The organism is Streptomyces sp. ISL-94, assembly GCF_018614075.1.
Taxonomy (GTDB): Bacteria; Actinomycetota; Actinomycetes; order Streptomycetales; family Streptomycetaceae; genus Streptomyces.
The window spans coordinates 19,529-40,893 of record NZ_JAGGOZ010000037.1; the positions used below are offsets into that span (position 1 = coordinate 19,529).

The following is a 21,365-nucleotide window of genomic DNA, read 5'->3' on the forward strand; positions in this document are numbered from 1 at the left end:
GTCAGTGCACCTTCTCGGTCGCGGCGAACGTCTGCTGCGGGACGGGGAGTTCCGCGGCGAGGAGCGCGGCGGACTGGGCGGCGAGCGCGGCGACCACGCGGCCGGGCAGGGGTGGGGGAGCGGCGTGGTCGAGGGCCGTCGCGGCCGGCAGCCGCGGATCCCACGCCGAGCCGCCACCGGGCACGGGACCCGCCGGCGCTGCGGGTGCCACTGGTCCTGCGGGTGCCGCCGGTCCGCCCAATGCCGCCGGTCCGGCCGGTGCCGCCGGTCCTGCCGGTGCCGCCGGTCCTGCCGGTCCAGCCGGTGCGGCCGGTGCCGCCGGTCCTGCCGGTGCCAGCGGTCCTGCCGGTCCTGCGGGTCTGCCCCATGCCGCCGGTCCTGCCGGTGCCGCCGGTCCTGCCGGTCCTGCCGGTGCCAGCGGTCCTGCCGGTCCGCCCAATGCCGCCGGTCCTGCCGGTGCCAGCGGTCCTGCCGGTCCTGCGGGTCTGCCCCATGCCGCCGGTCCGGCCGGTGCCGCCGGTCCGGCCGGGGCCAGCGGTCGGGCCAGTGCCGCCTGGCCCGACGGGGCCGCCTTCGCGGTCGGTTCCGCCAGCTCGCGCAGCAGCTCCTGCGCCGACCCGGGCCGGTCCGCCGGATCGCGGGCCAGGCATGCTCCCACCAGCCGCCGCAGCCCGGGCGGCAGTTCGCTCTGCTCCGGCACCGTGTGGCCGGTCGCCGCGTACGCCAGTACGGCGCCCAGCGCGAAGAGGTCCCCGGCCGGCCCAGAGGCCTCGGCTTCGCCCCATGCCTGCTCCGGAGCCAGGCAGCCCGGGTCGGGCCCGGCCAGCCCCGCCCGCGCGGCCCCGAAGCACGTCAGCAGCGGCCCGCCCGGGGTGACCAGCACGGCGGCCGGTGACAGCCCCGCGTGCGCCACCCCTTGCGCGTGCGCGGCGGCCAGCCCCTGCGCGAGCGCGGCGCCCAGCCTGCGGACGGTGTCCTCGGGCAGCGGTCCGCCGTACGCGGCGAGCACCGCCGGCAGCGGCAGCGCGGGGGTGTAGGGGGCCGCGTACCAGGGGAAGCCGGCCGAGCCGCCCACCTCCGCGACGGGCAGGAACCCCGGAACGGACAGCCGCCGGGCGCGCTCGGCCTCGACCGCCCACCGGGAAGGATCGGCGCCGACCGGGGGCACGCAGACCAGGACGGTGCGCTCCCCGTCCCCGCCGCGCGCGAGGTAGCGGCGCTCGGGAACGGTCCGCTCGGCGGAATCGGCGTCGAGCCGGGCCAGGGTCACGTACGGCCCGATCTGCGACGGGTCGTCGTGGCGTAGGCGTTCCATGCGCGCGCTCTCCCGGGTGGTGGTCCGGCCCCGAGCCTAAGCGGTGATCGCGCGGGCGCCCGGCACGGGGTCAGCCGACGGTGGGCATGGCCGTGAGCCTGCCGTCGTTGACGAGGAAGACCCGGTTCCCGGCACCGGACATGGCCCAGGGCCCGCTCGAACCACCCGCCCAGGTCCACAACCGCTTGCCGTCCGTGGCGGAGTACGCCGAGACCCCCCGCCCCTCGCCCTCGACCGCCCAGAGCGTCTGGCCCTGGCGGACGAGAGGGGTGTGCGGAAGCGGGCCCCGGTGGGCACGGCCGCGCGCCGGGAGCTCCTTGCCGTCGGTGGTGACGGCGGCCAGCGTCGTTCCGTTCGCGCAGATCAGGTTGGTGCCGTCCCGCATCGGGGCGCCCCAGCCGCCGGCGCCGTGGCGCGGCTCACCGGAGGCGGCGGCCTTCCACAGCTCGTCGCCGCCCACCATCGTGCGGGCCGTCAGGGTGCGGCCGCCCAGGAAGACGGTGTAGGAGATGTCGCCGGGAGTCTTGACCTCCACGACGAGCGGATCAATGGCGGAGGTCGCCTGGCCCTCGATCTCCCAGGTCTGGTCCCCGAACTCCTTGTAGAAGGCGCGCACGGTGCCCTCGGCGCCGAAGACGACGAGGGTGCTGCCTCCCACGGCGGCCCGGGGCCCCGCGCCCGCCACGGCGGTCGCGGGCAGCGGCACGGTCCAGCGGATCGTCTGGCGCTTGATGTCCACCGCGCGCAGCCGGCCGCCCCGGGTCACCACGTAGAGGTAGTCCGTGTCCGCGGTCAGGATCCGGCTGGCCTCCGCGCCCGGCAGCGACCACTGGAGCTTGGCCGTGGAGGCCTCGTGGACGCGGAGCGCGCCGTTGACGTCCGCGGCGGCGAACAGCGGTTCCGCCAGCGCGAGGAGGCCGGCCTCCGGTGCGATGTCGGGCAGCCGCCACTTCTCCTGGCCGGTGCGTGTCAGACGGGCCGCCAGGCCACCGTCCTTGGAGGCGAACATGACCACGTCGCGGAGGGACAGGGGAGTGGTGGCCACCCCGTCCACCGCCTGCGCCGCCACCGGCAGCGGCCCCCACAGGGGTTTGGGCGGCTTGCCGGACTGAGCGGCGGACAGCGGCAGCGGCTCCGCGCCACTGGCCAGTCCGGGTACGAGCGGCGCCCGGGGTTCGTCGCGCAGCAGCCACCAGGCCCCGGCGCCGCCGCCCGCCGCCAGGACGCCGCCCGCGGACAGCGAGGCGCGCAGCAGCCGCCTGCGGGAGGGGCCCGTTCCGGGGTTCTGTACGAGGAGGGTGGCCTGCCGCTCGGCCTCGGTGCCGCGGCGGGCGATGTCCTGGGCGAGGGGCCCCGTACGCCAGACGCGGTTCGCTCCGCGCGGCGGTGCGAAGGCGGCCGCGATCTGGTCGGTGGACGGGCGATACGCGGGATCCTTGGCGAGGCAGGGCGCGATCAGGTGCCTCAAGGCGTCCGGCACGCCGCGGAGTTGCGGCTCGCCGTGCACCACCTCGTACTGGACGGCCGCCACGTGCGTCCCGTCGAAGGCGCGCCGGCCGGTCGCCGCGTACGCCAGCACCGCGCCCAGCGAGAAGACGTCCGCGGCCGGACCGACCCGCCGGCCGAGCACCTGCTCCGGAGCGCCGTAGCCGGGGGTGACCGGGACCTGGCCGGTGGTGGTGAGCGTCAGCCCGTGCTCGGGGCGTGCGATGCCGAAGTCGATGACGCGCGGTCCCGCGGACGTGAGCACGATGTTGGCCGGCTTCAGGTCGCGGTGGACCAGCCCCGCGGCGTGGATGTCCCGCAGGGTGGCGGCGAGGGAAGCGGCGAGCGCGCGTATGCCGTCCGGGTCGAACGGCCCGAACCGCTGGACGGCGTCGTCGAGGGTGGGCCCGGACAGGAACTCGGTGGCGATCCAGGGCCGGTTGCCGTCCTCGCTGCGCGCGTTCAGGACGCGGGCGACGCCGGGGCTGGTGACGGCCTGGGCGGTGTGCGCCTCGCGGACGAAGCGCTGGGCGAGGTTCGGGTCGTGGGCGAGCTCCGGCAGCAGCACCTTGACCGCCGCGGTCCGGCCGTCCGCGTCCCGGCCGAAGTAGACCTTGCCCATGCCGCCGGCGCCGAGCACGCCGAGGAGGCGGTACGGGCCGAGGCGGACGGGGTCGCCGGTGCCGAGTGGTTCCACGAGTGCTGCTTCCTGTCTGGGCCGGGCCGCGTCAGCGTTCGACGGGCAGGCCGGTCGGTTCCTTGATGCGCTTCATGATGATCTGCGAGTTGACCTCGGTGACCCCCGAGAGGGCCGTCAGCTGCTCGATCCACAGGCGTTCGTACGCACGCAGGTCCGCGACGGCGATGCGCAGCAGGCAGCCCGGGCTGCCGAAGAGGCGGTAGGCCTCGATGACGTCGGGGATGTCCTGGAGGGCGGCCTCGAACGCCTCGACGGCGGCACGGTCGCGGCGCACCTCCACCGAGACGAGCACCTCGAAGCCGCGGCCCACGGCCTCGGGGGAGATCACGGCGCGGTAGCCCTGGATCACCCCGTCCTGTTCCAGCTGGCGCACCCGGCGCATGCAGGGGGAGGGGGTGAGGCCCACGCGCCGGGCGAGCTCCTGGTTGCTGAGGCGGCCATCCGCCTGGAGCTCACGCAAGATATCCCGGTCAATGGCGTCCATCACGCAATTATCACCCACCCAATGTTACGGGCGAGGTCGAAGAAGCAATCGCATTGCGCGTAGATCTCCCTATCATTGCTGCTTTCAGCACATACGTACGAGGAAGGGCGGCCACGGCCATGGGACGGATCGTCGTCATCAGCACCGGCGGGACGATAGCCAGCCGCTGGCAGGGCTCCGGCTTCGCGGCGGACGCGGACGGCAGCGAGGTCATGGCCACGGCGCCGCTGCCCGAGGGCATCACCGTCGAGCTGGTCGACCTGTTCAGCGTCAACAGCCCCCGGCTCACCACCGCCCACCAGCTCACCCTCCTGCGGACCGTGCACGAGGTGCTCGCCGATCCCGACGTCGACGGCATCGTCGTCACGCACGGCACCGACACCCTCGAGGAGTCGGCGTTCCTCGTCGACCTGCACCACCACGACGCGCGCTCCGTCGTGTTCACGGGCTCCCAGCGGCCCATGGGCACCGCCGACGGGGACGGGCCGGGCAACCTGTACGACGCGCTGCTCACCGCCGCCGCCACGCGCGGGCTGGGCGTGCTGATCGCCTTCGCGGGCCGGGTGCACGCCGCGCGCGGCACCGTGAAGACCCAGGCCGTGGCGCTGGACGCGTTCGCCGACCCCTCCCAGGAACTGTTCGGGAAGATCGGCTTCGGCAAGGTCACCGTCCTGCGCGCACCCCAGCGGCCCGAGCCGCTCCCGCTGCCGGCGATGCCGGAACTTCCGCCGCGCGTGGACGTGGTGGTGCACCACGCCGACGGCGACCCGGTGCTGCTGAACGCCGCCGTGGAGGCAGGCGCGCGGGGCATCGTCCTGGTCGGGACGGGCGCGGGCAACGCGACCCCGGAGATCGTGGACGCGGTCAAGGCGGCCGTCGGGCGCGGGGTGCTGGTCGCCCTGACCACGCGGGTCACGGCCGGGCCGGTCACCGAGATCTACACCCACGGCGGCGCGGTGGACCTGGTGGCGGCCGGGGCGGTGCCGACGGGGACCCTCCGGGCGGGCCAGGCGCGCATCGCCGTGCTCTCCGCCCTGCTGGGCAGCGACGACCCCGCGCAGCAGACCCGGCTCCTGCGCCAGACGCTGTCCTCGGCCGGATCGGTCCTGGTCGAAGCCTGACGGGACGACTCCCCTGGTCAGGGAAGTCACGGCGGGCTCCGCAGAAACCGGTTGACCGACCGGAATGGCGCTGACAAGCTCCGCGCCATGCCCCACTTCCCTGCATACGACGCCACCGACCTCGCCTATCGCGTGGTCGGTGACGGCCCCCCGCTGATCTGCCTCCCCGGCGGCCCCATGATGGACTCCGCCTATCTGGACGAGCTGGGCGGACTGTCCGCACACCGGCAGCTGATCCTGCTGGACCTGCGGGGGACCGGCCGTTCCGGCATACCCGGGGACCCGGCCTCGTACCGCTGTGACCGGCTCGTCGACGACGTCGAGGCCCTGCGCGAGCACCTCGGCCTCGAGCAGGTCGACCTGCTGGCACACTCGGCCGGCGCGAACCTCGCCGCCCTGTACGCCGCCCGGCACCCGCAGCGGGTCGGCCGGCTGGTCCTGGTGACCCCGAGCGTCTTCGCCGTCGGCATCGAAGTCACCGGGGAGATGCGGATCCGGGGCGCGCGGCGGCGCGCGCACGAGCCGTGGTTCGCCGAGGCCTTCGCCGCCCTCGAAGCCATCCTGGCCGGACAGATGACCCCGGAGAACTGGAACGCCATCGAGCCGTTCTCGCACGGCCGTTGGGACGCCGAGGTGCAGGCCCGCAAGGAGGCCGAGGACGCCTTGCGCAACAGCGGGGCCGCGTCCGTTTACGGAGCCGAGGGCGCCTACGACCCGGCCGTCACCCGGGCCGCGCTCGAACGGTTCGACCGCCCCGCCATGCTGGTCGCCGGTGAGGCCGACCTGGGCGCCATGCCGGAGGTCGTGGCCCAGTACGGGGAGCTCTTCCCCGACGCCCACCTGGTCGTCCAGAAGGGCGCCGGGCACTTCCCGTGGCGCGACGACCCGGAGCCGTTCGTCGCCGCGGTCGCTCAGTTCCTGGGCTGACCCGACGCGAATTTTCCGGCGAAGAGCCGCCTTCCCGACCGGTTTTCAGACCGGCGGGGAAGGCGGCTCTTCGGGGTTGTGGGGTTATGGGCGGTAGGAGTCCACCAGGCGGGCGAGGTGGTGGCCCGTGGTGCGGAGGGGCTCTTCGCTGCGGTGGACCTGGGAGGCCACTTCGGCGCCTTCGAGGGCGCTGATGACCGTGGTGGCCAGGTGGCGGGCGTCCGTGGCGGAGAAGCCGGAGCGGAGCAGGCGTTCCGAGACCAGGTGTTCCCAGTTGCGCAGGGCGGCCGCGCACGCCTGCTGGATGTCGGAGTCGGTGCCCAGTGTCTCCAGGGCCGCCGCGGTGACGGGACAGCCGTCGGTCCAGCCCGACTTGCGCAGGCTCTCGGCCAGTTGGCGGGCACAGGCGTCCACGGCCGCGCCGGGCTCTTCCTTGCTGTCCAGCGCGGTGCGAAGGATGCTCGCGAACTCCCCCTCGCCGTGCTTGATCGCGGCGACCGCGACGGCTTCCTTGCCGCCGGGGAAGAAGTGGTAGACGGAGCCGAGCGTGGCGTCCGCCTCCTTGGCGATCTGCTTGATGGCCGTGCCCACATAGCCCTGGCGCTGCAGAAGGCTTGCCGCCGCGATGACGATCCGGTCCCGGGTGCCTGCCTGATTCTCCATGGCGCCAGTGTACTGGATAGAGCGCTCGCTCTAGAGGTGTGTTATGTTGTGCGAGTCGCTGGATAGAGCGCTCGTTTTACTCCCCGTGGGGTGAGTCGCCGAAGCCGCCGTCCAGAGAAGAGCCGTCCTTACGAAACGCGGAGGATTTCCCAGTGAGCACCAAGCAGCCTGTGACCGTTGTCGGACTCGGCCCCATGGGGCAGGCCATGGCCCGCACCTTCCTTGACGCAGGCCATGCCGTCACCGTCTGGAACCGCACCGCTTCCCGTGCCGACGCCCTGGTCGCCGGGGGAGCGGTGCTCGCGAGCAGCATCGAGGATGCCCTCAAGACCAATGACCTGGTGATCCTCAGCCTCACCGACTACGAGGCGATGTACGCGGTGCTGGAGCCCGCGGCCGGTGCGCTGGCCGGCCGGGTGATCGTCAACCTCAGCTCTGACACCCCGGAGAAGACCCGCGCGGGTGCCCGGTGGATCACCGGACACGGCGGTATCCACATCACGGGCGGGGTCACCGTTCCGCCGTCGGGCATCGGCAGCCGTGACTCGTACACCTTCTACAGCGGGCCGCGCGATGCCTTCGACCGGCACCGCGACACCCTCGAAACCCTGACCACCACGGACTACCGGGGCGAGGAGCCCGGCATCGCCGCGCTGATGTACCAGATCGGCATGGTCATGTTCTGGACGTCCATGCTCAGCTACTGGCAGGCCATCGCCCTCGCCGACGCCAACGGCCTCAAGGCGGAGGACATCCTCCCGCACGCCACCGAGACGATGGCCGCGATGCCGAACTTCCTCGCGTTCTACACGAAGCGCATCGACGCGGGCGACCACAGCGGAGACGTGGACCGGCTGGCCATGGGCATGGCCAGCGTCGAGCACGTCCTGCACACCAACGCCGACGCGGGAGTCAACACCGCGCTGCCGGCCGCGGTGGTCGAGCTCTTCCGCCGCGGGATGAACGCCGGGCACGAGGCGGACAGCTTCTCCAGCCTGGTGGAGCTGCTCAAGAAGAACCAGGTCTGACCTTCCGGGCAGCGGTGCCCCGTCCCCCATGCGCATTGCCCTGGCCGCAGATCCCCCGTCGGCCAGGGCAATGCACCACCGGTGCACGAGGCACGCCGCAGGGCCCGGACCGCCTCCGAGGGAGGTCCGGGCCCTCACGGCGTGAGGTGTGTGCGTACGGCGCCGGTCAGGGCGCGCAGCCGCGCGTCGGCCTGCCGCAGCGAGTGCCGGGCCGCCGCGAGCCGGTCCCGGGTGGCCGGGTCCGGCAGCGCGTCGCACTCGTCGAGGAGCAGCCGGGCGGTCGCGATGGCCTCGGCCACGCCGTCCCGCAACTCCCTCGAGTAGACGTCGAGGACGGACTGCAGGACGGCGCGCGCCTGGGCCATGAGGGGCTCGCGAAGGGACTCGTCCCCGTGGGCCGGGCCGGACGGGGCCGGCAGGGCCGCCTCGAAGCGGCGTAGTACCGCGTCGAGTTGCTCGGCGGGCAGAGGCCGGCGGGCCGGAGTGCGGCCGGCCCGCCGGCCTCTGCCCGCCTGTCGTGCGGAACGGGCGAGCCCCTGTTGGAGGGCCTCGGTGAAACCGGGGCCGATGACGATGTCCCAGTCGTCACGTGCCGGGGTGGTCACCGCGAGGTCGAAGCGGCCCGCTGGAAGCCGCCGCTGAAGAAGAGCAGCCCGTCCTGCCCGTCGCCGCGGCTGGACCCCACGACGTCGCCGATGAAGATCGAGTGGTCGCCGACGTCGTAGGCCTCGGACAGCTCGCACTCCAGCCAGGCCAGCGAACCCTCGAGCAGGGGCGCTCCGGTGCGCGGGCCGGGTGACCAGTCGACGTCCGCGAACTGCGGCGGCCCGAGCGGCCGTTGCTTGTCCGCGAAGAACCGGGCCAGACCCTCCTGGCCGGCTCCCATGATCGACACGCCGAAGTGGCCCGCCGTGAGGATGGCCTTGTGCATCACCGCGCTGTGAGCGACGGAACACAGGACGGACGGCGGCTCCAGGGAGACCGAGGTGAAGGCGTTCGCCGTCATGCCGTGGATGTGCTCACCGCCGACGGACAGCACGGTGACCCCGGTGGCGAACAGGGACATGACCTCGCGCAGCGGAGCCGGATTCGCCGCGGGTCCCGGCGAAATGGCCACGTCTGTTGATAAGGAATTCACGCCGTGCCTTTCATAAGATCCATGTCCTGAAAGTACTTCCATTGTCGGGCCGTAAGGGAATCTGCGAGTAACTGTCCACTCAGCAGGTGGTGCAGGGAATAGTCGGTTACCGTCCAGTGAGCCGCCGTTGATGTCCGGTCACGGTTCTCTGAGTAGCCTCGTGTTGTTTCTCAAAGAGAGACTTTCGATCAGGATCAGAGGTCGCATGAACACCGTGAAAACCGTCTCTGCCGAGCCGCAGCTCGCGGAACCGTACTTGCTCGGATGGCTCTCGTCGGTCGGCCTTGACGTTGAATACGTCCGCGCCGAAGGAAATACCCTCTACTACCTCGACGAGAACGCCGCCGAAGTCCCCGTACTCGACTTCGCGGGCGGCTACGGATCACTGATCCTCGGGCACAACCACCCGGAGATCACGGCGTACGCACAAGAGCTCATGGCGGCCCAGACCCCCGTGCACGCGCAGTTCTCGCGGCACCCGTACGCCAATGACGTGGCCGTCGCGCTCAACCGGATCCTGCGGCGGGAGCTCGGTACGGACGAGGACTTCGCCGCGATCTTCGCGAACACCGGCGCGGAGGCGGTCGAGGCGGCCGTCAAGCATGCCGAGCTCGACCGCGTGCTGCGCCTCCAGGACCTGCGGGCCCGCCTGGCGGCGAACCTGGCGGCGGCCGAGGAGGCAGTGGCGGGCGGGGCGTCCGTGGCGCAGGAGGCGTACGGGCTCGCCGGAGTGGACGCCGGGGCGGGGTTCGGCGCGCTGGTGGACGAGATCGAACGCCGCAACGCGGAGCAGTTCGGCCGGCCGCCGGTGTTCCTGGCCCTGGAGGGCGGTTTCCACGGCAAACTCGTCGGCAGCGTCCAGCTCACCCACAACGAGGGCTACCGGAGCCCGTTCGGGGCGCTCGCGACGCCCGCGCGCTTCCTTCCCGCCGGCAACGCTCAGGCACTGAAGGCCGCGATCGAGGCGGAGCGGGCCACTGTCCTCGACCTCGTCGTCGAGGGCGGCCGGGTCGTGGCCGCGGAGACCGACTCGCCCGTGTTCTGCGCCTTCGTCCTGGAGCCCATCCAGGGAGAGGGCGGTATCCGGGTCCTGTCCGAGGAGTTCGCCCGGGACATCCAGCTGGCGTGCGCGGAGATCGACTGCCCCGTCATCGTGGACGAGGTGCAGAGCGGCATGGGGCGCAGCGGCGACTTCCTCGCGAGCTCGGCCCTCGGCCTGCACGGCGACTACTACGCTCTGGCCAAGAGCCTGGGCGGCGGCGTGGCCAAGACCTCCGTCATGCTGACCCGGCAGTCGAGGTACCGCTCGGAGTTCGAGCTGGTGCACAGCTCGACCTTCGCCAAGGACGCCTTCTCCTGCCTCATCTCGAAGAAGGTCCTGGAGCTCCTGGAGGCTGACAACGGGGCGGCGTACGGGGTCATCCGCGAGCGCGGCGCCCTCCTCGAGGGGACCCTCCAAGCGGTGCGCGCCGACTACCCGGACGTGGTGAAGGACGTGCGGGGGCGGGGCCTGATGCTCGGCCTCGAATTCCACGACCAGTCCGGATCGGCATCGGCCGCCATCCGCGAGAGCGCCCCGCTGTTCGGCTACACCGTCGCCGGCTACCTGCTGCGCGAGCACCGCATCCGTACCTTCCCGACCGCGAGCGCCGTCAACACGCTGCGGTTCGAGCCGTCGCTGTACCTGACCGACGCGGAGATCGGACAGTTGGACAAGGCGCTGCGCGCCGTCGCCGAGCTGCTGCGCGACCATGACGGCGCCGGTCTCACCGGGATCGCGGACGCGGCCTGATCCCGCGGTGAAGGCCGGACGACGGACCGTGCCGGCGCCTGTCCGGCACCCGCGCGGTCCGCGTCCGGCGGCGCACCCGGCTCCCCGGTACCCGCCCGGGACCGCCCCGGTCACACGGCCACGGGGGTCCCCGGCAGATCCCGCAGGACCTCGGCGGCGGGCGTGGCGCCGGGCAGCGCTGACAGCAGCGTGAGCGTGGACACCTGGCGCTTGCCTCCACCCCAGCCCGGGCGGCGGTCGAGCAGTTCGGGCCGGGCGGTGGCGATGGCGAGCAGCGGCGCGTTGCCGGCGCCGTCGGTGAGCCGCTCGAGGCGGTCGAGGAACGCGTCGTCGGCACGGTGCACGTCGTCGAAGAGGACCACGACCGGCTCGAGCCGGGCGGCCGCGGCGAGGAACTCCACCCAGGTGTCCAGGATCTCCCCCGGACGCCCGCCGTGGGTCTGCGTCCGCCCGGGGAGCAGCGGCAGCAGCATCCCGTGCAGCCGGGCGCGGCGGCTCGCGGTGACCGGCAGCTGCCACAACGCGGCGGCGAGCTTGTCCCGTGCTTCCCGGGCGGAGTCGCGGGGCCGCAGTGAGCAGTAGGCCGCGAGGGTCTGCGCGGCGAGGGACAGTGCCCCGTCCTCGATGGGCTCCCGCGCGGCGAGGACCCGGGGGGAGGGCCGCTGCTGTTTGGCGAGACCGCGTCTGAACTCTGTGAGCAGATGGGTCTTGCCCACCCCGGGCGCACCGAGCACGGTCACCAGGTGTGGTACCGAACGGTGCTTGCCCCAGTCGAGCAGGCCGTTCAGGACGCCGAGCTCGTAGGTGCGGTCGGCCGGGATGCCCGGGTCCGTCGCCAGCGTGGCGAGCGCCTGCCAGATGTCCGGCACGTCACCCGCGGGCCGGCAGGCCACCGCCGGTCCGGCGGCCAGGCGGGTCGCACCGCTCATCCACACCTCGCCGTCCGGCACTTGGGCCAGCAGGGTCCGCCCGTCGTCGAGCAGCGCCCCTACGGCGGACAGCGGTGACACGGTGCCGTTGGCGTCGGAGCGGGTCCGCACCAGGGCCTGCCCGGTGGTCACGGCGGCTCGCAGCGAGGGGCCGCGCCTGGAGGCGAAGCGGTCCCGCAGGTCCAGTGCCGCGCGTACCGCGCGCTCCGCGTCGTCGTGGTGCAAGCCGCGTACGCCGAACAGGGCGAGCGAAACCGAGCCGATCGTGGCCACGACGGTGCCTCCGAACCGCTCGATGACCTGCCCGATGGCATCGCCCGCGCTGCCGAGCGTGGTGTCGATCTCGCCGGGGTACGCCTCGGGGAGGGCTTCGTGGGACATGCCGACCAGGACGGCACTGACCTGGATGCGCTCGGTCACGGTGGTGCCGGAGTGCCGCATGGCGGTGGCCGTGGCCGTGGCGGGGGGCGCGACCGGGGGTGTGACCGGTTCCGGTTCGGATACCGGTTCCGCAACGCGGACATGGGGGGAAGAGGGGCCCGCTCCCGGGCGGTTCAGCGGCGTGGACTGGTGCGGCACCGTGATCGTCGGCCGCTGTCGCGGCGGGCGCTGCTCGGTGTGCGCGCTCAGAGCCGGGTCGTGGGTCAGGATCGAGTGCTGGAGCATCTGCAGACCCCGGCCCGGCTCCAGGCCCAGGTTCTCCACCAGCGAGCTGCGGACCCGGTCGTAGACGTTCAGGGCGTCGGCCTGCAGGCCGCACCGGTACAGGGCGGTCATCAGCTGGCCGCACGCCCGCTCCCGGAGCGGCTCCGATTCGACCATGGTCGTCAGGTCCCCGAGTATCGCCCGGTGGCGACCGCAGGCCAGTTCGGCCTCGAAGTAGTCCTCCAGGGCGTCGAGGCGGGCACGGCGCACCGATTCCAACTCCGGCCAGGCGATGCCCGATTCCATCAGATCGGCGAGGATGGGGCCGCGCCAGAGATCGAGTCCCTCCCGCAGCAGCCGTGCGGCGGCCTCGGGGCCGTCGGAGGCGAGCGCTGCCCGCCCCTCGGTCACCTTCCGCTGGAAGACCGACAGGTCGACGTGTTCCGGGTCGACCTGGAGGGCGTAGCCGGGGGCCCGGGTCACGAGCTCGGGTGCGCTCCCGCCGGCCGGGGCGGAGCCGGCGGCCAGAATGGAACGCAGTCCCCATACGGCGTTGTGGAGGATCTTCCGGGCCGTCGTCGGTACTTCCTCCGAGTCCCACAGCGCCTGCATCAGTTCGCTGGTCGCGGCCACCCGGTTGGCGCGCAGCAGCAGATAGCCGAGTGTCGCCCGCTGCTTGGTGCCACCCAGCGCGATCAGCTTCCCGTCAACCGTCACTTCCAGGGGTCCGAGTAATCTGAATTGCATGCGAGTCCTTGCTTCTAAGGAGAGGGTCTTTCCGGTGGGGGTGGTTGATCTGCTGCTTTTTCCTGCAATTCGCAACGCGTTCATCTGGACTTCGAATATCCTCGCCGGTGCTGTCGTGAAAACACTGGCCGCCACTATGACATGGGGTTCTTGAGGTCTTCTTGAAGTCCGAGTGGGCTCTCTACGGAAGGCGATCCATTGTGACGGCGGTCACGACGAGGCCGTTCCCCGTACGCCACCGGCCGTCGAAAGCGGTGACGTTGAATCCGTTTACCGGGGGCCCCGGGACCAGCAGGTCGGCGCGGAACGTGCTCGTGGCCAGATCGAGGGTGATCAAGGCCTCGTCGAAGTCCAGCGGGCGCCCGGTGAGCGGGAACCACGCCTTGTACACGCTCTCTTTGGCACTGAACAGCAGCCGGTCCCAGCAGACGGCGGGGCGTCGCGCGGCGAGGGCGCGTACCCGGGCGCGCTCCTGCGGCAGCGAGATCAGCTCCAGGATTCCGGGATCGGGCAGCGGCTCGTTGGGCTCGGCGTCGCAGCCGATCGACAGCGCGTCACCGCGACGGGCCACCGCCGCGGCCCGGTAGCCCCGGCAGTGCGTCATGCTGCCTACGATGCCGTCCGGCCAGCGGGGTGCGCCGCCCGTGCCGGGCAGGAGCGGCGCCGGCGGCAGCCCGAGCCGGGCGAGGGCCTCTCGGGCGCAGCGCCGTACGGAGGCGAACTCCCGGCGCCTGGCGGCCACGGCGCCCGCCACGACGCGCTCCTCCTCGGGGAAGAGGGGCGCAGCGGCCGGATCGTCGCGGAACAGCTCGGCCGTGGCGACGGACGGGGGGAGGACGGAACTGATCATGCCGGGCCGGGGGTCATGCCTTCACGCCTTCGCATACCTCTTCAGGCCTTCACGCTTGCGCCTTCATGCCCGCGCGCCGGAGGCCGACAGGGACGCGGAGAGGAGGGCGCTGATGGCCGCCGTGTGGTCGTCGAGGAAGAAGTGCCCGCCGGGGAAGACCCTCAGGCCGAAGTCGCCCGTGGTGTGCTCCTCCCACGCGGCGGCCCGCGCGACCGGCACCACCGGGTCCGTGTCGCCGACCAGCGCGGTCATCGGGACGGGGAGCGGGGCGCTCTCCTGCCAGGAGTACGAGCCGAGCGCCCCGTAGTCGGCGCGCAGCGCCGGCAGCACCATGTCGAGCAGCTCCGGGTCGTCGAGCACCGCGTTTCCGGTCCCGCCGAGCCGGCGGACCGCCGCGATCACCGCGTCGTCGCCGTGGAGCCGGTCGTGGACGCCGGGCCGGGGGGAGGGGGCGCCGCGGCCGGAGAGGAACAGCCGGCCGGGTGCGGGCGATCCCGACGCGAGGAGCCGGCGGGTGGTCTCGTAGGCGAGGACCGCGCCCATGCTGTGGCCGAAGAAGGCATAAGGGGCGGCGGTCAGCGGGCGGATCTCCCGGGCCAGCGCGTCGGCGTGCCCGGTGATGCTCTCGAACGGGCTCTCCAGGCGGCGGTCCTGACGGCCCGGATACTGGACGGCGAGCACGTCGGCACGGCCCGCGAGCGCCCGCGACAGGGGTACGAAGGCGCTGGCGGCGCCGCCGGCGTGGGGGAAGCAGACCAGGCGCGGGGCGCTCTCGGGGGCGGGGCCGAACCGCCGGAACCATGTGCTGTTCACTGTTTCCCTTTCCGGGGGGCTGGTGCCTCCCGGCGCCAGGCGGTGGGACCGGCGAGCCGGCCTGAGGGGGCGCGTCGGCGTGAGGAGGCGCGTCGGCGTGAGAGGGCGCGTCGGCGTGGCGGGGCGCGCCGGGCCCGGACGGAAGACCGTACGGGCCCGGGCGGGTGCTACTCGGGGAGCAGGCTGCCGGCGACCGGGCGGTCGACAGCCATCAGCCAGCGGCCGTCCTCGACGCGCCGCAGCACGTCCGTGCAGTGGCCCTCCAGGTGGACCGGCTCGCCGTTCGGACCCGTGCTCTCCACGCTGAACTTCACGCCGATCAGGGCCACGTCGCCGGCCACGTACGAGTGCGTGATCTCGGCCTTCAGGAACGGCTTGGGAGCGAGGAACTCCTTGAAGAAATTCGTCCGCGCTTCCCCGGTGAGCGGCTCGCCGGAGAAGTTGGAGATCGCGTCGGCGCGGTAGACCGAGTCGAAGAGAGCGCCGTCACCCGAGTTGAAGAGCTGGATGAAGATCTCGTTCTGGGTTTCCCCGTCGGCGGTGAGATCCGGATGGTTCGGGTCGAAGTCGATGGTGATACCGGGAACGCTCATGGGATGGGACCCCACTTTCCTTGGTGTGGACGCGGTGCTGCGGTCTCGGGTCGGGTGTCGTTTACTGCTGCTGCTCGCCGTACGGGTCGTCGATCGCGTAGAGCCAGTTGCCGTCCTCGTTCCTGCGCAGAACATCCACGCCGACACCGGTGAGCAGCTCGGGGGCGCCCGCGTCGTCGACCGTCGCGATGGACCAGTCCACGATCAGCAGAGCGGTGTCGCCGGTGACGAACAACTGCCGGGGCCGGGCGCTCATCTTGGGCTTCCGGGCCAGGAAGTCCTTGACGGAGTCCTCGCGCTCCTTGCCGGTGAGCGGCTTGCCCGGCTCCCAGACCGCTATGGCCTCCGGGGTGTACATCGCGTTCACGGCATCGGCGTCGCCCGAGTTGAAGGCTGCTTCATACAGGGCGGTGTGCTTTTCGACATCGCTGGTCAGATCACTCATGGCGACTGCTCCTATTTTCTAGCGGGCCTGACGTCAAGGAATTTGCAAACGTCCGCGCAGATCTGTCCAGAATGTAAGTCGGGCGGCCTCATCCGCGGTTCACCGGTCAGTAACGAATCGACCATCTCGCGGCGCCTCCATGCGGTTACCGCAGGGTGAGTGCATGTTGAGAGGAGTCGGCTGGATCGGTTCTATGGTCGATTGATGCGGGTTCCGGTGTCCGGGACTTTCGAAAGCTTTGAATACAGCCAGGAAAGGGCAGCCGAGCGCGATGACGAATAATCGCAATTCTTTGGAGAGTCAGGCGCCGCGCGGAAACGACGGGGCCATAGCGGTCATCGGCATGTCCTGCCGGCTTCCCGGAGCGCAGAGCCCGGAGGCCTTCTGGCAGTTGCTCCGCAGCGGCACCGAGGCGATCACCGACATGCCCCCCGGCCGCTGGAGCACCACCGAGCCGGACGCCGGACCGGGCATGCGCCGCGGTGGATTCCTCGACTCCGTCGGCGACTTCGACGCAGGCTTCTTCGACATCTCGCCGCGCGAGGCCACGGCCATGGACCCGCAGCAGCGCCTCGTCCTCGAACTCGCCTGGGAGGCCCTGGAGGACGCCGGGATCGTCCCGCGGAGCCTGCGCGAGACCCGTACCGCAGTCTTCGTCGGCACCCTGCGCGACGACTACACCAGCCTGGTCAACCAGTACGGCGAACAGGCCATCACCCAGCACACCATGACCGGCGTCAACCGGGGCATCATCGCCAACCGCGTCTCCTACCACCTGGGTCTGCGCGGGCCGAGCCTGACCGTCGACGCCGCCCAGTCCTCGTCCCTGGTGGCCGTGCACCTGGCCTGCGAGTCGCTGCGCTCGGGCGAGTCGACCACCGCCATCGCCGCCGGCGTCAACCTCAACCTCCTGGACGCGAGCGCGGTGACGGAGGAGCGCTTCGGCGGCCTGTCCCCGGACGGCACCACCTACACCTTCGACGCCCGCGCCAACGGGTTCGTACGGGGAGAGGGCGGAGGCGCCGTCATCCTCAAGCCCCTGGCGCAGGCCGTCGCGGACGGCGACCGCATCCACGGCGTCATCCGGGCCAGCGCCGTGAACAACGACGGCGCCACGGCCGGCCTGACCGTCCCCAGCGGCCAGGCACAGCAGCAGGTGTTCCGCGAGGCCTACGAGAAGGCCGGTACGGACCCCTCCGAGGTCCAGTACGTGGAACTGCACGGCACCGGCACCCCCGTCGGCGACCCCATCGAGGCGGGCGCCCTGGGCAGGGTGCTCGGCGCCGCGCGCGCCCCCGGCGACCCGCTCCTGGTCGGCTCGGCCAAGACCAACGTCGGCCACCTGGAGGGCGCCGCCGGCATCGTCGGCCTCCTCAAAGCCCTGCTGAGCCTCACCCACCGGGAGATCCCGGCCAGCCTCAACTACGAGACCCCCAACCCGGCCATCGACCTCGACGGCCTCGGCCTCGCCGTGGCGAGCGAGCTCACCGGGTGGCCGCATCCCGAGCGGCCCCTGGTCGCCGGGGTCTCCTCGTTCGGCATGGGCGGCACCAACGTGCACGTCGTGGTCGAGGAGGCCCCGGGCGCCGAAGGCCGTGGGCGCGCCGGCGGCGCCGGGGGAGCCGAGCCGGCCGGGGAAGCCGCGCCCGGCCTCCTGCCCTGGGTGCTCTCCGCCAAGAGCGCCGACGCCCTGCGCGCCCAGGCGGCCAAGCTGCACACCCTCGTGACCGAGGGCGACGCCGACCCCGCTGACATCGGCTGGTCATTGGCCACCACCCGCACCTCCTTCGATCACCGGGCGGTGGTCGTGGGCGCGGATCGTGCGGGGCTGCTCGCCGGCCTGAAGGAGCTCGCGGGCGGGCTGCCTGGTGAAGGCGCCGGCGTGGTGGCCGGTCAGGTTCAGGGTGGTCGGACGGCGTTCTTGTTCACGGGTCAGGGTTCTCAGCGTGTGGGGATGGGGCGTGAGTTGTATGAGGTTTTTCCGGTGTTTGCGGAGGCGTTTGATGCGGTGGCGGCGGTGTTGGATCCGTTGTTGGAGCGTCCTGTTGGTGAGGTGATCGTTTCGGGTGAGGGGTTGGATTCGACGGGGTTTGCGCAGCCTGCGTTGTTTGCTGTCGAGGTGGCGTTGTTCCGGTTGGTGGAGTCGTGGGGTGTGGTGCCTGATTTTGTGGTGGGGCATTCGGTGGGTGAGTTCGCGGCGGCTCATGTGGCGGGTGTTTTGTCGTTGGGGGATGCGGCTCGGTTGGTGGCGGCTCGTGCGGGGTTGATGCAGGGGTTGGCGCTGGGTGGTGCGATGGTCGCGGTGGAGGCGGCTGAGGAGGTGGTGCGGCCGCTGTTGGGCGGGGGTGTGGATCTGGCGGCGGTGAATGGGCCGGGGTCGGTGGTGTTGTCGGGTGATGAGGCTGCGGTGCTGGGTGTGGTGGAGCGTCTTGTGGCCGGGGGGCGGCGGGTGAGGCGTTTGTCGGTGAGTCATGCGTTTCATTCGTTGCGTATGGATCCGATGTTGGAGGAGTTTCGGCGGGTTGCGGAGGGGGTGGTGTATGGGGTGCCGCGGATGGGGGTGGTGTCGACGCTGACGGGGCGGGTTGCTGTTGGTGGGGAGTTGCGCAGTGCCGCGTATTGGGTGGATCAGGTGCGGGGGACGGTGCGGTTTGCGGATGCGGTGGAGACGTTGGTCGGGGAGGGTGTGGGGTCGTTTCTTGAGTTGGGGCCTGATGGTGTGCTTTCGGCTTTGTGCGGGGGTGTGCCGGTGTTGCGCAGGGGTCGGGGTGAGGTGCGGTCTTTGCTGGCGGCTGTGGCTGCGGTTCATGTGCGGGGGACGGGTGTTGATTGGGGGGCGTTCTTCGCGGGGAGTGGTGCCCGGCGGGTCGCGTTGCCCACCTACGCCTTCCAGCGCCGGCGCTACTGGCTGGAGCCCCAGGGCGTCATGCCGGCCGCGCTTGCCGCCCTCGGCGCCGGAACCGGCCGCACCGGCCATCCGCTCCTCGGCTCACCCATCACGGTGGCCGGCTCTCACCAGATCCTGTTCACCAGCCGGCTCTCGCCGGAGAGCCATCCCTGGCTCGGGGAACACCGTGTCCTCGGCTCGTCCGTCCTGCCCGCCTCCGCGCTGGTCGAACTGTCGATCCACGCCGGCGATCTGATCGGCTTCCCCCACCTGGACGAGCTCCACCTGCGGGTGCCGCTGGCGCTGCCGGAGGAGGGCAGTGTCCAGATCCAGCTCCGGGCCGGTACACCCGACGGAACCGGTCGGCCCGGGCTGTCCCTGTACTCCCGGCCCGATGACGACGGCGCCCCCTGGACCCTGCACGCCGAAGGGTGGTACCTCACCGACGGGACGCCCCTGACCGCGACCCCCGCCACCTGGGACGGGGGAGGCGAGGGACTCGTCACCGAAATCCGGCTCCCCGAAGAGCTGGCCGCCGAAGCGGGACGCTACGTACTGCACCCGATGCTGCTGACGGAGGCCCTGGCCGGCCGCTCCGTCGACCCGGTCGCCGGCCAGGTCCCGATCGCCACCGCATGGCGTGGCGTACGGCTGTACGCCACGGGTGCCACCGCCGCCACGGCCCGTGTCATCGAGATCGGCGAGGCCGAATACGGGCTACAACTCACGGACGCAACAGGCCAGTTGGTGGCTTCCGTGGACTCGATCACCTTCAGCGGCATACCCGAGGAGCAGTTCCGGACGCCCGCCGGCGGTGATGGACCGGGCCGCGAGTCGCTCTTCCACCTCGACTGGACGCCCGCCACGGTGCCCCCGCCCGCCGCCACACCCGCCTGGGCGGTCCTGGACCCGGACCACCCCGGCGAGAACCGCTATCCGACCCCCGCAGCCGTGGCCGAGGCCATTGCCTCAGGCAGCCGGTTCGATACCGTCCTGCTGCCCTGGCCCCCGGCCGCGCCCGGCGCGGACCAGGCCGCCGCCGCGCACCTCGCGACCCGGCGCGCCCTGGCCCTCGTACAGGAGTGGCTGGCCGATGACCGTCTGGAGGACACCCGGCTGGTCGTGGTGACCTCGGGAGCGGTGGCGGCCCGGCAGGGTGAGGACGTCACCGACCTGGCGGGGGCTGCCGTCTGGGGGCTCTTGCGTTCGGCCCAGTCGGAGTTCCCCGACCGGATCGTCCTCATCGACACCGACACCGACGCCGACGCCGACGCCAGCACCGACACCGACACCGACACCGGCACCGATACCGGGGCTGCCACGGAGGAGTACGCCGCCCGGCTCGCCGCGTCCGGGGAACCGCAGGCTGCCCTGCGTGCGGGCAAGGTGCTCCTGCCGCGCCTGCGGCACGTCCCGGCGGAGGCCCCGATCGAGGGGACGGCCGTCTGGAGGAGCGACGGCACCGTACTCGTCACCGGTGCGGGCGCCCTCGGCGCCGAGATCGCCCGCCACCTCGTCGCCACCCACGGCGTCTCCCGGTTGCTGCTCCTCTCCCGCACCGGGGAACAGGCCGACGGCCTCGGCGAACTCCTCGACGAGCTCAGGCCCGGCGGCGCGCACGTCTCCTGCGTCGCCATCGACGCCGCCGACCGGAAGGCCCTTGCCGAGGTCCTCGACGCGATCCCGGCCGAGCACCCGCTGACCGCCGTCGTCCACACCGCCGGAGCACTCGACAACGGGCTCGTCCCGGCGCTGACCGGCGACCGCCTCGGGGCGGTGCTCCGCCCGAAGACGGACGCAGCCTGGAACCTGCACGAGCTCACCCGCGACAAGGAGCTGGCCGCCTTCGTGCTGTTCTCCTCCGCGGTGGGTGTCCTCGGCGGCCCCGGCCAGGCCAACTACGCGGCCGCAAACGCCTTCCTGGACGCGCTCGCCGCGCACCGCCGCGCCCAGGGGCTGGCCGCCACCTCCATCGCCTGGGGTACGTGGGCGCTCGGCGGCCTCAACGCCGGACTCGACGAGGCCGACCTCATCCGCCTCACCCGCGACGGCTTCCGGCTCATCGAACGGGCCGAAGGACTCGCCCTCTTCGACCGCGCGGCGGCTGACGGCCGGGCCGCGCTTGTCGCCGCCCCGATGGACCTGGCAGCCGTACGGGCCCAAGGCCGCGTGCCGGCGCTGCTGAGTGCGCTCACCGCCCCACAGGGCCGCCGGGTCGTAGCGGCTTCCCCGACCGCCGCCGCCGGCGGCGGGCAATCGGCCGAACTCGCCGCCACACTCGCACCTTTGGGCCAGGCCGAACGGGAGCGGCTGCTGCTCACCCTCGTACGCACCGACGTGGCGGCCGTTCTCGGCCGCACGGACCCCGAATCCATCGCCCCCCAACGCGCCTTCCAGGACCTCGGCTTCGACTCGCTGACCGCCGTCGAGCTGCGCAACCGGCTCTCCGGCGCCACCGGAGTCAAACTGCCCGCCACCCTGGTCTTCGACCACCCCACCCCCGAAGCCCTCACCGCCTGTCTCCTCGAACTCCTGGTCCCGCCGGAGCCGGATGCCCGACAGGTCGTGCTGGCCGAACTCGACCAGCTGGAGGCCCTGTTGGCGGCGCTCGCCGACGACCCCGCGGACCGGGCCGAGGTCTCCGCCCGGCTGCGGCGACTGCTGTCCCGTATCGATGGGGCCGGCAGCCCGTCCGGGGAGGAGCCGGGCGACGACGCCGTCGACGCACTGGAGTCGTCCTCCGTCGAAGACCTCTTCAGCTTCATCGACGAGCAACTCGGGCGCCCCGCCACCTGATCCGGCC

16 protein-coding genes are annotated in these 21,365 nt (G+C 72.2%); 5 read left to right on the forward strand and 11 right to left on the reverse strand.

What is annotated here, in order from left to right; genetic code table 11:
* Position 1: 1 nt before the first annotated feature.
* The 3 genes from J7E94_RS35655 to J7E94_RS14060 form a co-directional block, all read right to left on the reverse strand.
* Positions 2–1,315 carry a serine/threonine protein kinase gene (locus tag J7E94_RS35655; RefSeq protein WP_215015459.1) on the reverse strand — a complete coding sequence of 438 codons (1,314 nt, stop codon included), beginning with the start codon at positions 1,313–1,315 and terminating at the stop codon, positions 2–4.
* Positions 1,316–1,385: 70 nt separating this feature from the next.
* Positions 1,386–3,497: a protein kinase gene (locus tag J7E94_RS14055; RefSeq protein ID WP_215015461.1), complete on the reverse strand. Its 2,112-nt coding sequence runs from the start codon at positions 3,495–3,497 to the stop codon at positions 1,386–1,388.
* Positions 3,498–3,528: 31 nt separating this feature from the next.
* Positions 3,529–3,984 carry an Lrp/AsnC family transcriptional regulator gene (locus J7E94_RS14060; RefSeq protein WP_215015463.1) on the reverse strand — a complete coding sequence of 152 codons (456 nt, stop codon included), beginning with the start codon at positions 3,982–3,984 and terminating at the stop codon, positions 3,529–3,531.
* Between the two features lie 119 nt (positions 3,985–4,103).
* Here J7E94_RS14060 and J7E94_RS14065 point away from each other — a divergent pair, with 119 nt between their 5' ends.
* Complete coding sequence (locus J7E94_RS14065; protein WP_215015465.1) at positions 4,104–5,105, forward strand: asparaginase; 1,002 nt, start codon at positions 4,104–4,106, stop codon at positions 5,103–5,105.
* A gap of 87 nt (positions 5,106–5,192) precedes the next feature.
* The gene (locus J7E94_RS14070) at positions 5,193–6,032 is read left to right on the forward strand and encodes an alpha/beta fold hydrolase (protein ID WP_215015467.1); all 840 of its coding nucleotides are present in this window, start codon (positions 5,193–5,195) and stop codon (positions 6,030–6,032) included.
* An 84-nt stretch (positions 6,033–6,116) separates the two neighbouring features.
* On the opposite strand, the gene J7E94_RS14075 is transcribed toward J7E94_RS14070, so the two are convergent.
* Positions 6,117–6,695 (reverse strand): TetR/AcrR family transcriptional regulator, encoded by a 579-nt coding sequence (locus tag J7E94_RS14075; protein WP_215015469.1) that lies wholly within the window; start codon positions 6,693–6,695, stop codon positions 6,117–6,119.
* Positions 6,696–6,847: 152 nt separating this feature from the next.
* On the opposite strand from J7E94_RS14075, the gene J7E94_RS14080 reads away from it, so the two are divergent.
* A complete protein-coding gene (locus tag J7E94_RS14080) occupies positions 6,848–7,723 on the forward strand; it encodes an NAD(P)-binding domain-containing protein (RefSeq protein WP_215015471.1) in 876 nt (291 codons plus the stop codon).
* Between the two features lie 134 nt (positions 7,724–7,857).
* Here the strand turns inward: J7E94_RS14080 and J7E94_RS14085 are convergent, their stop codons facing one another.
* Positions 7,858–8,328, reverse strand: a complete 471-nt coding sequence (locus tag J7E94_RS14085; protein WP_215015473.1) for a hypothetical protein — start codon at positions 8,326–8,328, stop codon at positions 7,858–7,860.
* Positions 8,325–8,840, reverse strand: a complete 516-nt coding sequence (locus J7E94_RS14090; protein WP_308345014.1) for a flavin reductase family protein — start codon at positions 8,838–8,840, stop codon at positions 8,325–8,327. Before J7E94_RS14090 ends, J7E94_RS14085 begins: the two co-directional genes overlap by 4 nt.
* 226 nt (positions 8,841–9,066) lie before the next feature.
* Between J7E94_RS14090 and J7E94_RS14095 the strand changes: the two genes are divergently transcribed.
* The gene (locus tag J7E94_RS14095; RefSeq protein ID WP_215015475.1) at positions 9,067–10,653 is read left to right on the forward strand and encodes an aspartate aminotransferase family protein; all 1,587 of its coding nucleotides are present in this window, start codon (positions 9,067–9,069) and stop codon (positions 10,651–10,653) included.
* 110 nt (positions 10,654–10,763) lie between these two features.
* On the opposite strand, the gene J7E94_RS14100 is transcribed toward J7E94_RS14095, so the two are convergent.
* The 5 genes from J7E94_RS14100 to J7E94_RS14120 form a co-directional block, all read right to left on the reverse strand.
* Positions 10,764–12,974 carry a BTAD domain-containing putative transcriptional regulator gene (locus J7E94_RS14100; RefSeq protein ID WP_215015476.1) on the reverse strand — a complete coding sequence of 737 codons (2,211 nt, stop codon included), beginning with the start codon at positions 12,972–12,974 and terminating at the stop codon, positions 10,764–10,766.
* Between the two features lie 181 nt (positions 12,975–13,155).
* Positions 13,156–13,824 carry a 4'-phosphopantetheinyl transferase gene (locus J7E94_RS14105; RefSeq protein WP_215015478.1) on the reverse strand — a complete coding sequence of 223 codons (669 nt, stop codon included), beginning with the start codon at positions 13,822–13,824 and terminating at the stop codon, positions 13,156–13,158.
* 63 nt (positions 13,825–13,887) lie between these two features.
* Positions 13,888–14,637 carry a thioesterase II family protein gene (locus J7E94_RS14110; protein ID WP_215015480.1) on the reverse strand — a complete coding sequence of 250 codons (750 nt, stop codon included), beginning with the start codon at positions 14,635–14,637 and terminating at the stop codon, positions 13,888–13,890.
* A gap of 167 nt (positions 14,638–14,804) precedes the next feature.
* Positions 14,805–15,230, reverse strand: a complete 426-nt coding sequence (locus J7E94_RS14115) for a nuclear transport factor 2 family protein (RefSeq protein ID WP_215015481.1) — start codon at positions 15,228–15,230, stop codon at positions 14,805–14,807.
* 61 nt (positions 15,231–15,291) lie between these two features.
* Positions 15,292–15,675, reverse strand: a complete 384-nt coding sequence (locus tag J7E94_RS14120) for a nuclear transport factor 2 family protein (protein WP_215015482.1) — start codon at positions 15,673–15,675, stop codon at positions 15,292–15,294.
* 271 nt (positions 15,676–15,946) lie between these two features.
* Between J7E94_RS14120 and J7E94_RS14125 the strand changes: the two genes are divergently transcribed.
* Entirely contained in the window at positions 15,947–21,358 is a 5,412-nt protein-coding gene (locus J7E94_RS14125; RefSeq protein ID WP_215015483.1) for a type I polyketide synthase, read from the forward strand.
* The last annotated feature ends 7 nt before the right edge of the window (positions 21,359–21,365 follow it).

Excerpts from the sequence above, each read along its gene's own strand:
- J7E94_RS14070 (WP_215015467.1), top strand. The coding sequence starts at position 5,193 with ATGCCCCACTTCCCTGCATACGACGCCACCGACCTCGCCTATCGCGTG.
- J7E94_RS14100 (WP_215015476.1), bottom strand. The coding sequence starts at position 12,974 with ATGCAATTCAGATTACTCGGACCCCTGGAAGTGACGGTTGACGGGAAG.
- J7E94_RS14120 (WP_215015482.1), bottom strand. The coding sequence starts at position 15,675 with ATGAGTGATCTGACCAGCGATGTCGAAAAGCACACCGCCCTGTATGAA.
- J7E94_RS14105 (WP_215015478.1), bottom strand. The coding sequence starts at position 13,824 with ATGATCAGTTCCGTCCTCCCCCCGTCCGTCGCCACGGCCGAGCTGTTC.
- J7E94_RS14075 (WP_215015469.1), bottom strand. The coding sequence starts at position 6,695 with ATGGAGAATCAGGCAGGCACCCGGGACCGGATCGTCATCGCGGCGGCA.
- J7E94_RS14125 (WP_215015483.1), top strand. The coding sequence starts at position 15,947 with ATGACGAATAATCGCAATTCTTTGGAGAGTCAGGCGCCGCGCGGAAAC.
- J7E94_RS14065 (WP_215015465.1), top strand. The coding sequence starts at position 4,104 with ATGGGACGGATCGTCGTCATCAGCACCGGCGGGACGATAGCCAGCCGC.
- J7E94_RS14095 (WP_215015475.1), top strand. The coding sequence starts at position 9,067 with ATGAACACCGTGAAAACCGTCTCTGCCGAGCCGCAGCTCGCGGAACCG.
- J7E94_RS35655 (WP_215015459.1), bottom strand. The coding sequence starts at position 1,315 with ATGGAACGCCTACGCCACGACGACCCGTCGCAGATCGGGCCGTACGTG.
- J7E94_RS14115 (WP_215015481.1), bottom strand. The coding sequence starts at position 15,230 with ATGAGCGTTCCCGGTATCACCATCGACTTCGACCCGAACCATCCGGAT.
- J7E94_RS14060 (WP_215015463.1), bottom strand. The coding sequence starts at position 3,984 with ATGGACGCCATTGACCGGGATATCTTGCGTGAGCTCCAGGCGGATGGC.